13 protein-coding genes and 2 tRNA genes are annotated in these 13,515 nt (G+C 63.9%); 6 read left to right on the top strand and 9 right to left on the bottom strand.

Annotated features, from left to right (window positions below; translation table 11 throughout):
* Positions 1-6: 6 nt before the first annotated feature.
* Both tagF and AB4037_RS03280 read left to right on the top strand, forming a co-directional pair.
* A complete protein-coding gene (gene tagF / locus AB4037_RS03285) occupies positions 7-1,380 on the top strand; it encodes a type VI secretion system-associated protein TagF (protein WP_441770509.1) in 1,374 nt (457 codons plus the stop codon).
* A complete protein-coding gene (locus AB4037_RS03280) occupies positions 1,377-2,303 on the top strand; it encodes a protein kinase domain-containing protein (protein ID WP_441770508.1) in 927 nt (308 codons plus the stop codon). The genes tagF and AB4037_RS03280 overlap by 4 nt, the downstream gene beginning before the upstream one ends.
* Positions 2,304-2,327: 24 nt before the next feature.
* On the opposite strand, the gene AB4037_RS03275 is transcribed toward AB4037_RS03280, so the two are convergent.
* A complete protein-coding gene (locus AB4037_RS03275; RefSeq protein WP_441770507.1) occupies positions 2,328-3,563 on the bottom strand; it encodes a polysaccharide biosynthesis/export family protein in 1,236 nt (411 codons plus the stop codon).
* A gap of 393 nt (positions 3,564-3,956) precedes the next feature.
* A tRNA-Pro gene (locus tag AB4037_RS03270) sits at positions 3,957-4,033 on the bottom strand.
* Positions 4,034-4,177: 144 nt separating this feature from the next.
* Here AB4037_RS03270 and AB4037_RS03265 point away from each other — a divergent pair.
* Together AB4037_RS03265 and AB4037_RS03260 are read left to right on the top strand one after the other, a co-directional pair.
* Positions 4,178-4,252 (top strand) — tRNA-Gln (locus AB4037_RS03265).
* 179 nt (positions 4,253-4,431) lie between these two features.
* Positions 4,432-4,911, top strand: a complete 480-nt coding sequence (locus tag AB4037_RS03260) for a hypothetical protein (RefSeq protein ID WP_434957443.1) — start codon at positions 4,432-4,434, stop codon at positions 4,909-4,911.
* Between the two features lie 6 nt (positions 4,912-4,917).
* On the opposite strand, the gene AB4037_RS03255 is transcribed toward AB4037_RS03260, so the two are convergent.
* Positions 4,918-5,451, bottom strand: coding sequence for a 2,4'-dihydroxyacetophenone dioxygenase family protein (locus AB4037_RS03255; RefSeq protein WP_434957444.1), 534 nt, complete (start codon positions 5,449-5,451; stop codon positions 4,918-4,920).
* Positions 5,452-5,455: 4 nt separating this feature from the next.
* Positions 5,456-6,163, bottom strand: coding sequence for an SDR family oxidoreductase (locus tag AB4037_RS03250; RefSeq protein ID WP_441770506.1), 708 nt, complete (start codon positions 6,161-6,163; stop codon positions 5,456-5,458).
* Positions 6,164-6,652: 489 nt separating this feature from the next.
* Here AB4037_RS03250 and AB4037_RS03245 point away from each other — a divergent pair, with 489 nt between their 5' ends.
* On the top strand, positions 6,653-7,915 hold the full coding sequence (locus tag AB4037_RS03245) for an ROK family protein (protein ID WP_441770505.1): 1,263 nt from the start codon (positions 6,653-6,655) through the stop codon (positions 7,913-7,915).
* Here AB4037_RS03245 and AB4037_RS03240 read toward each other — a convergent pair.
* The 5 genes from AB4037_RS03240 to AB4037_RS03220 form a co-directional block, all read right to left on the bottom strand.
* A complete protein-coding gene (locus tag AB4037_RS03240) occupies positions 7,912-8,769 on the bottom strand; it encodes a 23S rRNA (adenine(2030)-N(6))-methyltransferase RlmJ (protein ID WP_441770504.1) in 858 nt (285 codons plus the stop codon). The two genes, AB4037_RS03245 and AB4037_RS03240, sit on opposite strands and share 4 nt — an antisense overlap.
* On the bottom strand, positions 8,766-9,965 hold the full coding sequence (locus AB4037_RS03235) for a low temperature requirement protein A (protein WP_441770503.1): 1,200 nt from the start codon (positions 9,963-9,965) through the stop codon (positions 8,766-8,768). The genes AB4037_RS03240 and AB4037_RS03235 overlap by 4 nt, the downstream gene beginning before the upstream one ends.
* Positions 9,966-10,412: 447 nt before the next feature.
* Positions 10,413-10,763 (bottom strand): cupin domain-containing protein, encoded by a 351-nt coding sequence (locus tag AB4037_RS03230; RefSeq protein ID WP_434957449.1) that lies wholly within the window; start codon positions 10,761-10,763, stop codon positions 10,413-10,415.
* A 21-nt stretch (positions 10,764-10,784) separates the two neighbouring features.
* Positions 10,785-11,450: a ribonuclease T2 family protein gene (locus tag AB4037_RS03225; protein WP_434957450.1), complete on the bottom strand. Its 666-nt coding sequence runs from the start codon at positions 11,448-11,450 to the stop codon at positions 10,785-10,787.
* A complete protein-coding gene (locus AB4037_RS03220; RefSeq protein ID WP_434957451.1) occupies positions 11,447-11,887 on the bottom strand; it encodes a hypothetical protein in 441 nt (146 codons plus the stop codon). Before AB4037_RS03220 ends, AB4037_RS03225 begins: the two co-directional genes overlap by 4 nt.
* A 367-nt stretch (positions 11,888-12,254) precedes the next feature.
* Between AB4037_RS03220 and AB4037_RS03215 the strand changes: the two genes are divergently transcribed.
* A complete protein-coding gene (locus AB4037_RS03215; protein ID WP_441770502.1) occupies positions 12,255-13,469 on the top strand; it encodes an alanine racemase in 1,215 nt (404 codons plus the stop codon).
* Positions 13,470-13,515 lie beyond the last annotated feature (46 nt).

Genomic DNA, 13,515 nt, shown 5'->3' with positions numbered 1-13,515 from the left:
GGATCGATGGCTCAGCGCGGCGCCCCCCATGCGGCTCCTTCCGAGCAGGACGGTATCGGCTTTTTCGGCAAGGTGCCGAGCCATGGCGATTTCGTCTCGACCGGTCTCGGCCGCCAGGCCGAGACCGAACTCGTCAACTGGCTGCAATCAGGCCTGCAGGAAAGCGAACAGACGCTCGGCGCACAATGGCAGGACCTGTTCCACGCTACACCGCCTTGGCGCTTCGTGATCGAGCGTTCTCTCTGGGGGCGGGCCACCATGGTCGGCATCCTGCAGCCGAGCAAGGACAGGGTTGGCCGCAGCTTCCCACTCGTTATCGCAGCCAGGGTCAGCAACTATGACGGCCCGGCCCGCCTGTTCTGTTTCGACGAGAGCTGGTTCACGGCCGCCGAAGCGATTGCCGAGACTTCCACGCTGCGCAACTTCGACATCGCCGCCTTTCTGGCCGGGCTGAAGCGGCTGCGCCTGCCACGGGCCAAATCCGCGCCTCCACCGCCGCCCGGAGCCGTGGACGGCCGTGTATCGCTGTGGTGGACCATAGAGAGCGAGACGGGCCGAGCCAGCGGCTTCAAGACCCAAGGGGCACCACGCGCCGGCGATTTCGTGCGCCTCCTGAGAGGCGGCAACCCCATCGTGAAGCCACCTTCACAGCCTAATTCTCCCCCTGTGCCGACCAAAGCACCTCCCCCATCCACCCCAACGCCGGCTCCCTTGCTTGCCATAGAGCGCGGCTATGCCACCCATGCCGGCACGCGCCTGTCTGTTAATGCCGACGCGTTGCTGGTCTCCGACAATCCTCGCCTTTTCGCGGTTGCCGATGGCGTCGGCGACGGCAATGGCGCGGCGGAAGCAGCAAAGATCGTCACCAACACGCTGGCCAATGTCTCAGCGGCTGATAGGCTCGAAACCCTGGTGCAGGATGTGAAGGGCAAGCTCGGGCGCGCGCACAGCCTCGTGCAGTCGATTCGCTTTCCCGGCGCCGTGGAACCCCCAAGCGCCAGCGTCGTTACCGTCGCCATGCAGGGCAGGGATTTCGCCGTGATCTGGGCGGGCAATGCGCGCTGCTATCTGATGCGCGAGGGCATGATGCGTTGCCTGACGCGCGACCATGTCGAGATCGGCCTGCGTTTCGCGCTTTCGCGCAGCATCGGGGCGCCTCGGCAATTGGTACCGGAGATCGTGCATGACCCGATACAGCCGGGCGATCGCTTTCTGCTCTGCAGTGCCGCACTGGCCCGGGTTCTCGATGAGCGCACCATTGCCACCCTCATCGCCGAGCAGCCGGCGAAGGAAGCCGCCGCCGCCCTGATCCAGGATGCCCTGATTGCCAATGTGCGGGACAATGTCAGCGCCGTCGTCGTGACCGTCCAAACGGCATGAGCGGGGAAGCGCCACCGCAAGATCTGGAGGCGATCGCCACCCGTTTTGCCGCGTTGTGGCAGGCGCTCAGCCAGGCTGACGGCGAACTGCGCCCGCCTGCCGAAACCCGGCTGCTGGCCGATCGCGTGCGCGATGCACTCGACCGGCGCGTCGGCCGGCTGGAAGCGGTGGAGACTTCCTTCATCGCCAACAGCTTTGCCCTGGAAGCAATGGTCCATGACGGCGCTCTCACGCAGATTCACCAGCTCCGCCATCGCGACCTCGGCACCCTCCACGCCCTCAAGGCGCTGCGGCCAGATCAGGCCGACAATGTCGTCGCCCGCGACCTCCTGCTGCGCGAGGCCGGTTTTGGCGCCAGGCTGCGCCACCGCCATGTCGCCGCGGCTACCGCTGCCCTGCGGCTTGCCGACGGCAGGCCGGCCCTATTGATGGACTGGCTGCCCTCCAGCCTTTCCGATCGGATGCGGAAGGCCCCGTTTCGTCGCGACGAAGTCGCCACCATCGCCGCCGCCCTGCTGTCGGGGCTGGAAGCGGTGCACGCCGCAGGTTTGGTGCATGCCGATCTCGCACCGGACAATCTGCTCTATGACGGCGAGGATCTCGCCACGCTGCGCATCGCCGATTTCGGCATCGCTCTGGAAACCGGGCAGCGCCACGCCGATGTCGACCTGGCAAGGGCCGGCCGCGAAAGCTTCAGCGCCCCCGAACAGCAGGCCGGCAAGCCTCTCGATGGCCGGACGGACCTTTATGCCAGCGGACGAATCCTGCAGATGCTGCTGGAACGATGCGCCGATGGCCAGGGTGCCCAAGACCCCTTGAGAGAAGACCCCTTGAGAGAACTCGCCGGGAAACTCGCCCGTCCTGATCTGGAGGTGCGGCTGTCATCGGCAGGCGTCGCCTTAGCGATGCTGCGGGGCGACTGAAAGGCTTCTTGAAGCCCTCCCGGCTTATTGAGACGGCAGGCTCAGCGAGACACCCGGTGCCGGAGGCGGGCTGGAGGGTATTCCTCCCGAGGGTTGCGGCGCCGCCGCCGTCGGCACGCTCTTCTGGAACACGGTGAAGAGCTTGGCGAAATCGACCATGCCGGCATTGCTGGCGAACAACATGTCGCCGCTTTCCATCTGGACCTGCTGCATCATCAGGAGACTGGAGGCGTCCCGCATGTTGATGCGAAAGATCACGGCGCGCGGCGGCGGCGGCGAGGCCATGGCTTGCGGGCAACTGGTCCGCGGCGGCATGGTGCCATTGCCATAGGGCGATGGCCGCACCAGCACGCAATCCTTGGTCGTCCAGTAATAGGCGCGCTTACGGAACAGATAGACGTAGCGGGAATCGGCCCGGTCATCGAGCAGACCGCCGCTACGTGCGATGGCCTGCGCCAAGGTGAGCTGACCGGGTTCGAAATTGAACTCGCCGGCGCTCTTGAACGCCCCCATCGCGGTGAAGCTCGGCGTATTGCCACCCAGGATGACCTGATCGCCCGGCTGCAGATAGATGTTCTGCTTGGGATCGGCCATCACCTGGTCGAGGCTCTGATCGGCGCGCTGATTGCCGCGAATCACCGTCACCGTCGTCGCGTTGGCGGGCCCGGTGGCACCGCCGGCCCTCGCCACCACGTCGAGGACGCGCTCCTTGCCCGAAGCCATCGCCATGCGGCCGGCTCCACGCACCGCGCCGGAAATGGCAACCGCGCTGTTGGGCCGGTCGATGATGGTCACGACCGCCTGGGGATTGACGGAAGAACCCTTGAGGCTGCCGACGATACGCTTCTGCACCGATTCCGGCGAAGAACCCGCCACCCGCTGCTTGCCGACGAAAGGAATGTCGACCGAGCCATTGTCGTCGACCGTGAAGCGGCCGAGATCCAGCGTCTTGCTGTTCGTCGGCGAGAACAGGCCGTCCTCGCCGGTATCCAGCACGGTGATCTGCAGGACGTCGCCGCGGCTGATCTGCGTGCCGGTATAGCCAGCCGAACGCAGTTTCGAAAGACCCGGCGTGCCGGCGAAAGGCAAGGCGCCCGGAGCCAGGGCCGTCTGCGCAGCGTAGGTGATATCGATGACCGGAACGCGCTCATTCGTATAAGGCTGGCGCGCATTGAGAAAACTGCCGGCACTCGGGCCGTCGGACGGGCTGGAGCAGCTACCCAGCAGGACAAAAAGGCCTACGGCCAGCAGCTTCTGCATTCCCAATCCTCATAACGAATCGTTAATCGCACAGATAACCAAATGCCACATTAAAGACAATATCGCTACGCCGGAGATGGAATAACGACGAAGCTTAAACAAGCGGCAATCTATTGCATGCCGGCGCATTGTCATAAAATTGTTACACTGTATTCAGTTACCCACGTAACAGTTGCGCAGCGTTGAGGCATCCGCACAGTCATACTTGGCAAGGCAGAGACGCTGCACCTCTCAAGGACGGTATCATCATGACTTTAAACAGGGAAGAAACCAAAATACTGCTTCACGTACCAGTACGGCAGCATCGACGGCAGCGCACGCACGCGGCAAACGCCATAATGGAGGCGTTAACGGATTTGGCAAATCTGTGGCTTGGATCTCGGGAAAATCGACTGGTCGGAGTGGCAGGATTTGAACCTGCGACCCCTACGTCCCGAACGTAGTGCTCTACCAGGCTGAGCCACACTCCGTATTCCAGTCGTGGGCGGGTCTATAGCGGGATCATCGCCGAGCCGCAAGCAGGATATGCGCTTTTTTGATGATGAAATTCGTAGCGCTTTTTTGTAGCCATGCCTTGCGGCCTCCGAGGGAACCGTTTATTGAGCCGCACCGATTGGGGCGTAGCCAAGTGGTAAGGCAGCGGATTTTGATTCCGCCATTCGGAGGTTCGAACCCTCCCGCCCCAGCCAGATTTCTCTCGGCTCCGTAGAACAAATGCCCGTCATGCCGAACATTGGCGGTTGTGGCCAGCGTGTCGAGGACAGGCGGGCGAAGATTTGCGTTTCTGCACCAGACTGACGCCTTGCGGCTGCCCTTTTGTTTGCGCAGCATGGCGCGGCAAATCAATGCGATGGAGGCGAATGTGCGCGTGACGATGGCAGCAGTCCTGGCAGGCGCCCTTTGTGCAGGCGCCCTCTCGATTCCACTGGCGCTGGCGACAGAAAAGCCCCCTGCCGACAAGACGGCACCGACGAAACCGGAGGCGGCCGCGCCTGCCGCCGTCAAGCCCGCGACACCCGCCAAGCCGCATGTACCCGTCAGCCAGGCCGTCGACTATGGCGACATGCGCTGCGGTTTCGCCGTGCGCCGTCGCGACATTCTCGACAGCCAGATCATCGCCTGGGCAAGCGGTTATGTCGAAGGCTATGCCAAGGCCAATCCCGGTCATTTCGGTAACGAGCGCGCGCTTGCCGACCTCACCGATCCGGCTAGCCTGCGCGCACATCTGCGCGGCTATTGCCTGAAGCACCGCGACAAGTCGCTCGAAGCCGCCGTACTCGCCATGGCGCCCCGCCCCCATGGCGCCGGCACGCCCGCCACGCCGGTGCAGCACCCTGCCCCCAAATAGGCTCGTTCAGCGCCGGATGAAACGCTCGACATAGTCGGAGCCAAGGCCATTGGCGGCATAATGGGCACGGCACATGTCGATCTTGGAGAAGACGTCCTCGAAGCCCGTCACCTTGCCCCAGGGATCGACATAGATCATGGCGCCGGTGATGTGGAACAGGGTGATCATCTCCTCGCAATCCTCCGGCACCACTAAGGTATGGGTCTCGCCGGGCGGCTCGAATACATAGGAGCCGGTCTCGGCCACCCAGTCATGCTCGAGATAATGCCAGCGCCCTCTGAGGACATGGCCATGCACCGGCGCCGGATGGCGGTGACGCGAGAGCACGCCGGATTTACGCACGCGCAGCAGGTTGACCCAGTAGCCCTGCCCGACATGCAGGCAGAGCGGGCGAAACCAGACATTCTCCATCTGCGGCACCCAGACGCGCTCGTCGTCGGGCAGCACATGCGGCACCACGATCTCGGGGGCCGCCTCCGCGGGCATGGGCAGTTGATAGGGCATTCGGCTCTGGTCGAGCTTGCGGTCGGACACACTCATGGTCTCATCCAATCAGATAGCCGCCATCGACGGGCAGGATCGTGCCCGTGACGAAAGCGGCGGCGGGGGAACATAGGAACAGCACGGGTCCGACCAGGTCTGCCGGAACGCCCCAGCGCCCGAGCGGGGTGCGCGCCAGGATCGGGCCGCTGCGGGCAGGATCCTCCACGAGTGCTCTGGTGAGCGGCGTCTCGATCCAGCCGGGAGCGATAGCGTTGACGCGGATACGCTCACCCGCCCAGGCGATGGCGAGCGACTTGGTGAGCTGGGCGATGCCGCCCTTGCTGGCGCTGTAGGCCGGCACCAGGCCGCCGCCGAAGAAAGACAGCATGGAGGCGAGGTTGACCACGGCGCCGGCGCCCGACGCCGCCAGCGCGCCGCGGCAGGCAGCGCAAAGGCGCATCGTGCCGTTGAGATTGATGTCGACGACCTCTTCGAAGACCTCCGGTTCGTGCTCGGCCCCGCGCCGGATGATACCGGCAGCATTCACCAGCACATCGAGCCGCAGATAGCGCCCCGCCAGCGCCGTGATGGCCGCGCCATCCCTCACGTCGAGCTCCACCGTTTCGATGCCGGCAGGCGCGGCCACGCCGGGCAAGCCGGCAGCCACCACAGAAGCTCCGACCTCGGCAAACCCCGCCGCAATCGCGGCCCCGATGCCGCTGGTGCCGCCGCTGACCAGCACCAGCCTGTTTTTGAAATCGAATTGCATGATCCAATCACCATGGCGCCCCGGTTGAGCCGGGCACCCGGCAATGATCTGACAATACCCCCTGCCCGGCGTCAATCCGGGTGCGACCATGGGAACGGTGAGAGGACGGCACGGGTTCTTCGTGCACCGGCAGGTAAGGCCGTCGCATGATGCTTGACACCTTTGCTCATCTTGAATTTACTCAACGGCAATAAATAAAGGGCGACGCGGTGACCGTGCCCACGCCCAGCGCATTTTGTGATTTGATTGAATCACGTCAAATCGCAAAGACGCTCCAGCCAATCCGTATGGTTGGCTCGGGACCAGAGAATGAGAGCAAACAAGCGTTCACACCTGAACGTGTTTTGTTCTAAGCAGATTCTTCCTGATCGGGTCACCGGCCCGATCAGGAAGAATCTGCAAGATATCAAACATTTGCAGAATTTCCTGGCGAGGCCCATCCGTGAATCTCGCCAGGAAATTCTGCTTAGCGGTAATGGGGAGGAAGCCATGGCGCCCGCGTCGATGGCGGAACGCGGATTGACCTCCGCGCGCATCCGTCACTACCACCACCGTGTCGTGCTGCAACGACTGCGACGCCTGCGCGAAGCCTCCAAGGCGGACCTTGCCCGCGCCGCCAACCTTACCAACACCGCCATCGGCGAGATCGTCTCGGACCTGCAGGCCTTCGGGCTGATTTCCGTGGTCGGCAAGCGCTATCACGGCCAGCGCGGCCAGCCGGCAACGCTGTTGCGCCTGGAGCCGACAGGCGCTTATGGTATCGGGGTGCGGATCGACCGCAACCGCATCGAGACCGCCCTTGTCGATCTCGGCGGCCAACTGGTCGACAAACGTTCGCATGACTATCCCCTGCCCGCCCCTCAGGAGGCCCTGGCCGTGGTCGCGGCCGATGTAGCCGACCTCAAGGCCATTGCCGACAGCCTGTCCCCCGGGCGCGTGCTCGGCATCGGCCTGGCCCAACCCTACAATCTCGGCGCCTGGCTCGACCGGCTCAATCTGGAGATCGACACGCTGGCGCTGTGGGATGGCTATGATTTCGCCGCGGCTCTGCAGAGCCTGACTGGTCTCGACGTCCATGCCGAAAATGACGGCACGGCTGCCGCCATCGCCGAACTCTTCTATGGCTTCGGCCGGGAATCCGACGATTTCGTCTATTTCTTCCTCGGTCCGGCCATTGGCGGCGGCGTGGTGCTGGGCGGCGACTACCGTCGCGGCTCCCAGGGCAATGCCGGCGATGTCGCCATGCTGCCGGTGCCACCCTCCCGCTTGCCTTCGGTGCCCGCGCCCAAAGGCCCCTACGACATCCTGCTGGCCCGCGCATCCATTGCAGCCCTGATGCGCCATCTTAGCTGGCATGGCCGCAAGATCGCCGGGCCGCACGACCTGCCGGCGGCCATTGCCGGCAGTCCCGCCGTACTGGAGGAATGGATCACCGATTGCGTCGATGCCCTGGTCGGCCCGGTCCTGTCGGCGCAGGCCCTGCTCGATGTTCCCAATGTGGTTGTCGATGGTGACCTCGGGCCAGCGATCATGCAGGAAATCGTCACGCGCCTCGAAACGGCGCTCGCCGCCGCCATTCCCGAGGCCCGCACCGCGCCGGTGTTGCGCCTGGGAACATTCGGCTCGATCGCCCATGCCTTGGGCGCGGCGAGCCTGCCGCTTTTCATCGATTTCGCACCTCGAGCATCACTGACCGCCAGCGCCCGCCCTATCACCTCGCTGGGCGAGTCCGCACGGGCCGACACGCCCTAGGGCGTGTCGTCTTGCTTGAGCCAGTCGAGGCGCACGAGACCACTGCCTTCCTTGGCGAAGAGCGGCGCGAGATAGGCACCCACGGCCCGCAGTTCCTCGTCCAGCTTCCAGGGCGGGTTGAGGATGATCATGCCGCAGCCATTGAGGCGATCGATACGCTGCACGGCATAGCGGCTGAGTTCGAACCGCAGGATGCGGCCGGCAACAGGCAGAGCTGCTACCTTGCGGGCGAAACTCTCCACCTCGCGCATGCCCTTGATGGGATACCAGATGGCGTAGACGCCCGTTGCCCACCGCCGCAGGGCCTGCGCCAACCCTTCGGCAATGGTGCGGAACTCGTTGTCCTCCTCGAAAGGCGGATCGATGAAGACGAGGCCACGCCGCTCGGGCGGAGGCAACAGGCCTGATAGCAGGTCCCAGGCGTCGCCCTCCATCACCTTGACCCGCTTGCCGCGGGCAAAGTTCCCCCGCAGCCTGTCGGCATCCTCCGGATGCTTTTCGCAAAAGACCAGGCGATCCTGGTCCCGCGTCAGATCGGCGGCAAGCCAGGGCGAGCCCGGATAGAGCGGCGGAGATTGGGCCATCAGCCCCTGGCACAGGCCGTACCAAGGCGCGATCAGTTCCGCGACCCGTGCCGGCGGCGGGTTTTCGGCCACCAAGCCGACGCCCTCCAGCCATTCGCCGGTGCGGCGGGCTTCGCTGGCTTCCAGATTGTAGAGCCCGGTGCCCGCATGGGTGTCGATCACGCGGAAGGGCGCATCCTTGGCCCCGAGATGGGTCAGGATACGCGCCAGCACGATATGTTTGAGTACGTCGGCGAAGTTGCCGGCGTGGAAGGCGTGGCGATAGTTCATGATGCGTGATGCAGAGCCTTCGATTTTGCTTTCCTGCCGATATAGCCTTCCCAGATCGCCACGACGAGGAGAATGACGGTGGTGATGCCGCTGATCATCAACAGATCGGTCATGAAGGCGAACGGCGCCATAATGGCCAGTGCCAGCAGGCCGGCGACGTGGGTGATCGGCACACCGCCATAGATCAGGCGCTTATAGAGCGCGTTGCCGATCAGATAGATGGCCGGCCCGCCGAAAATCACCGCCATGCCCCCGAAATCGACATGATGGGCGGGATGCGCGATCGACAAATCATTGCCAACGGCCGTGACGATCACGCCAGCGATCAGGGCTACGTGCAGATAATGGGTATAGGCGGCGATCTGCCCGGGATTCTCGGATTCGACAATGGCCTCCGTGGCGTCCTTGGTGCTGATGTCGAAATAGACCCACCACATGGCGATAGAACCGAGGAAGGCGACGAAGAAGGCGATCAGGCCGGGCGCATCCCAGGCCGGCGATTTGGCGAGGGTGGCTCCTGTGACCAGGACGGACTCACCCAGCGCCACGATGACGAAGAGCGCGCAGCGCTCGACGATATGGCCGCCTTCCACCGTCCATTCCTTGCCGGGATCCGAACGGCCGAGCCCAGGCAACCAGAAGCCGAACCAGGGGGCGAAATATTCGCAGGCAACCGCAATGATCCATAGCACGATCCGGGCCTCGCCCTCGGCGAGGCCGCCGGCGATCCAGATGCAGGCCGCGATCAGGTTCCAGCCGATCATGCGCTGGAAATTGCGGGAGATCGGCGTGCCGGCGCCCAGACTGAACACGGCGAAGGCGGTGCGGCCGACCTGGATGGCCGCAAAGCAGAGCGCAAAGATGAGCCCGCGCTCACCGAAAGCCTCCGGCAAGGCCGCCGCCATGATCAGCCCGAGCGCCATCAAGGCGAAGAGGCAGATGCGAACCGGCGTCTTCTCAGGATCGAACCAGTTGGTGAACCAACAGGTATATTGCCATGCCAGCCAGACGGCGAACCACAGCACCAGGGTTTGGAGCGCCCCGCCCCAGGAAAGATGCTCCAACAGCGAGTGGGAAAGCTGCGTCACCGTGAAGACGTAGACGAGATCGAAGAAGAGTTCCGCATAGGAAACGCGGGCCTCATGACCATCGCGCTCGCGCAGAAAACTAGTGGTGCCACTCTGCTCTGCTGTCATTGTACCTGTTACCTCCGCCCACCCCATATCGCCGGGAACCCGCTGGCGTGGCAAGAGGGGAAATGGCAGCCTGGCGGCACAGGAGGAGGAAGTCTACGGCTCGGGCTTACTCTCCAACCAGACCCATGCCGCCGGCACGTCGGCCTCCGCCAGGCGGTCCGGCAATCCAGTGTGATCCAGGTGCTCGCCGTTCCCAGGGATCCGTTGCCCCCTCGGGCTGCGCATGCCTTCATCGATTTCGTGATGTAGCTGGAAATAGCCGCGGCAGCTGCAACCCGTGTTTCCACCGCGAACAAGGCCGAGCTCTATCCCAACGCCTCCATCTGCCACGAGTATTCGACCGAGGGATTGAAGGCGAAAGGGCCAAGTAACGCTTCAGTAATACTCAAAGGCCGCGCGCACCCAGCCTTTCATACCAATCTGCATAGAGGACCACTCGGTTGGTATTCAAAGCCGGATCACGTAGCTCTTGCGCGTCGTCTCTACCACTTCCCAACTACCGGCAAAGCCCGGCTCGAGGATCATGGTGTCGCCGGGCTTCAATTCCACCGGCGCCCCGCCATCCGGCGTGACGATGGAGTGGCCTTCGAGCAGGGTGCAGCTCTCCCATTCTTCATAGACGATGCGCCAGCGCCCCGGGCTCGCCTCCCAGATGCCGCAGAAGGTCTTGCCATCGGCGCTCTCATAGCTGTTCCAGGTGCGGAACGCCGGATTGCCGGCCTCCAGCCGCTCGGGCTTGGGCGCTCCCGCCTCAGCCTCCCCTTCCCCCGTGCCTGCGAATTTAAGCCATAGAGCCATGTCGGTTCACCAAGACCAATGTCAGTTGAGCGCTGGTATCAGAATGTTTCGCGTTCGGCAGCCTTGATATTGCAGCTGCGTCGGACAGGTCCGGAAACTGCGCAGATCCTTGCTCAGGCAGATGCGCAATTCGGTCAGCACGCTGCCGCGCTCGCCCCGGCTGCAGACCACGGTCATCATGTCGGGCCGCAAGCCAGGATTGGCTTGCGAAAAGGCCCGCTCGATCTCGATGGGCGCGGCGCGGCTATCCTGTGCCGAGCTCCTATAGGCCTCGGGAACGACGATGCGGCGATAGAGCGTCGCCATCGCCTCGAAATAGCGCGCCGGCGACAGGCCCGAGCAGGCCCCGTGCTTGCGCCACTCATAGCGAGCAAGGCCCTCCGAGGGCATCACCCCCCTGGTTGCGGCGAGATCGCGCCGCTGTACGAAGGCACCGGGATTGCACTCGGTGGGATAGTCGCGCTCCCCCTGCGGCCACAGGCCGTGCACGAGGAAGCCGAGGCGCGATCCCATATCGCATTGATCGGGCTGCTTGGTCGCCCCGCCCGTAGCGCAGAAGCCCGGCGACCAGGTCAGTGCGAGCAGATAGAGATCGAAATCCCCCGGCGCCCCGCCGCGGATCTCACGCGCGGCAAGGCCGCTGCTCGCCGCCACCATGACAATGGCCGCGAGCAGAAGACGGATCACGGACGCGCCATCTTGCAGGCGGGTGCGTAGGCCAGATTGTGATCGGTGCCATCGACGCACCATTCCACGCCCCAGCTTGCGCCGATCCAGCCGGTATCCTCGGCGATGGCATAGGAAACGCGACGGTAATGCCCGTCATTGGTCAGCACCCGGGCCACGCAGAAGCGGCGCGGAATATAGCTCGGGCCCCAGGGCGAAAAGGCAATCTGGCGATGACGATCGATCTGCTGGATCGCCAGGTTGGAGTGCCAATAATTGGCCTCTTTGCGGGCAAAGCGCGCAGCGATCTGATCGGAGACGGCCTTGTCGGCGCAATGGGGCAGGATGGCGTCGTAGTTGGGCCCGGACAGCCAGAAATTCTTTTCCAGCGCCGAGGCGGCAAGCGCCGGCGCACAGGATGCAGCCAGCAGGACGGCGGCAAGACCGGCAATACGCATGATGAGAATCCTTAAATCAGCAACTGTGCGAATCTGTCCGTGCCGAGGCCGCCCGTCAAGCGCCAAGCCGTGCGGCCGAGCCCCAATCGCTTCCGGTCCGGATAAGACCGATGCAATCACCGCCTGCGGCGAATGTCCAGGCCGATGAAGCCTCGTTTCTGGGAATTTCGGACCGCGCTTGAGTCACGGTGGCGAGAGACACCGTTCAGGGAGTGCGCATGGCCGTGCGTGACGCAATCGACCCAGTTTGGCGGGGCCGCTTCTCTCCTCATCGCCGCCGTCACATTTCTGTCAGGAAAGACGGTTGTTTTGCAGCAGCCATGAACAGGCTTAAACATGGATCATGAAACGGGGCGTCGATTCGGCCATGCAGAAATTCACCACCGCCCGCGAAGCTGCGCTGGCGCTCCGCCCGGACGAGCCGGTCTACGGTTTCCGTCCGCAGGTCCTGGCCGCCGATGCGCGCGAGTTCATGGCGCAGTTCCCCGGCAAGACTGCCTATGCCGTTAAGACCAATGGCGAACCGATGATCCTCAAGGTGCTGGCCGAGGCCGGCATCACCTCCTTCGATGTGGCCAGCCCTGCCGAATTCGAGGCGGCCCGCGCAGCCTCTCCCAATTGCGAACTGCTCTATATGCATCCGGTCAAGGCCCAGTCCCATATCCGGCTGGCGTTGGAGACCTATGGCATCCGCGAGCTCTCGCTCGACCATGAGGACGAGGTCGCCAAGATCCTGCGCATCGTGCGCGCCCTCGATATTCCGCCCGAGGAGATCACGCTGTTCCTGCGCCTGGCCACCAAGGGTGCGGCGGCCTATGAACTCTCCAAGAAATTCGGCGCCACGCCGACACATGCCGTTGAGCTGCTCGACCGCATGGCCGGCATCGGCTTCAAGACCGGCATCGCCTTCCATGTCGGTTCCCAGGTCGAGGATCCAGAGACCTATGAGCGGGCACTCGCTTCCGTTGCCTGGGTGCGTTCGCGCATCAAGGAGGATATCGTCAGCCTCGACATTGGCGGCGGCTTTCCGGCGCAATATGGCGTGGATCCCAAGAAGAAGGGCTCGAACCAGGGCACGCCGACGACCGAGGCCCTGATGCGCCAGATCGGCGTCGATATCGCCGACTGGAAACTGGACGACCTGCCGCTGGTGGCCGAACCCGGCCGCGTGATCGTGGCGCGCTGCCTGTCGGTGATGGTGCGCGTGCTGCTCAAGAAGGGCCAGCGCCTCTACATCAATGACGGCGTCTGGGCCTCGCTCTCCGATTCATGGACGGGCAAGCTGCTGCTGCCCACCCGCTTCATCCCCGATCCCGCCCGCAAACGCCGCAATGGTTCGCCCGACAAGCTCTTGCCCTTCCGCATCTGCGGCGCGACCTGCGATTCCGTCGACATCCTGACCCGCCCCTTCTATCTGCCCGAGACTGTCGACACCGGCGACTGGATCGAGATCGGCCATATCGGCGCCTATTCGCTCGGCCTGCGCACCCACTTCAACGGCTTCTTCCCCGACCGTTTCGTCGAGCTGGAAACTCCGTTCGAGGAAGAGCCCGGTGTGAGCATTCCGATCGCGGCGGAGTAGCACCGCGCCTCCCTCCTTGATCTTTTCGTTGGGATGACGACTTCGG

Source organism: Labrys sp. KB_33_2 (assembly GCF_052114505.1).
GTDB lineage: Bacteria > Pseudomonadota > Alphaproteobacteria > Rhizobiales > Labraceae > Labrys.
Note: the sequence above shows the minus strand (reverse complement) of the source record. Positions and strands in the feature narration are given on the sequence as shown.

Bases quoted from the DNA above. Each gene is read 5' to 3' on its own strand.
- tagF (WP_441770509.1), top strand. From the start codon at position 7: ATGGCTCAGCGCGGCGCCCCCCATGCGGCTCCTTCCGAGCAGGACGGT.
- AB4037_RS03280 (WP_441770508.1), top strand. From the start codon at position 1,377: ATGAGCGGGGAAGCGCCACCGCAAGATCTGGAGGCGATCGCCACCCGT.
- AB4037_RS03275 (WP_441770507.1), bottom strand. From the start codon at position 3,563: ATGCAGAAGCTGCTGGCCGTAGGCCTTTTTGTCCTGCTGGGTAGCTGC.
- AB4037_RS03255 (WP_434957444.1), bottom strand. From the start codon at position 5,451: ATGAGTGTGTCCGACCGCAAGCTCGACCAGAGCCGAATGCCCTATCAA.
- AB4037_RS03250 (WP_441770506.1), bottom strand. From the start codon at position 6,163: ATGCAATTCGATTTCAAAAACAGGCTGGTGCTGGTCAGCGGCGGCACC.
- AB4037_RS03245 (WP_441770505.1), top strand. From the start codon at position 6,653: ATGGCGCCCGCGTCGATGGCGGAACGCGGATTGACCTCCGCGCGCATC.
- AB4037_RS03240 (WP_441770504.1), bottom strand. From the start codon at position 8,769: ATGAACTATCGCCACGCCTTCCACGCCGGCAACTTCGCCGACGTACTC.
- AB4037_RS03235 (WP_441770503.1), bottom strand. From the start codon at position 9,965: ATGACAGCAGAGCAGAGTGGCACCACTAGTTTTCTGCGCGAGCGCGAT.
- AB4037_RS03230 (WP_434957449.1), bottom strand. From the start codon at position 10,763: ATGGCTCTATGGCTTAAATTCGCAGGCACGGGGGAAGGGGAGGCTGAG.
- AB4037_RS03220 (WP_434957451.1), bottom strand. From the start codon at position 11,887: ATGCGTATTGCCGGTCTTGCCGCCGTCCTGCTGGCTGCATCCTGTGCG.
- AB4037_RS03215 (WP_441770502.1), top strand. From the start codon at position 12,255: ATGCAGAAATTCACCACCGCCCGCGAAGCTGCGCTGGCGCTCCGCCCG.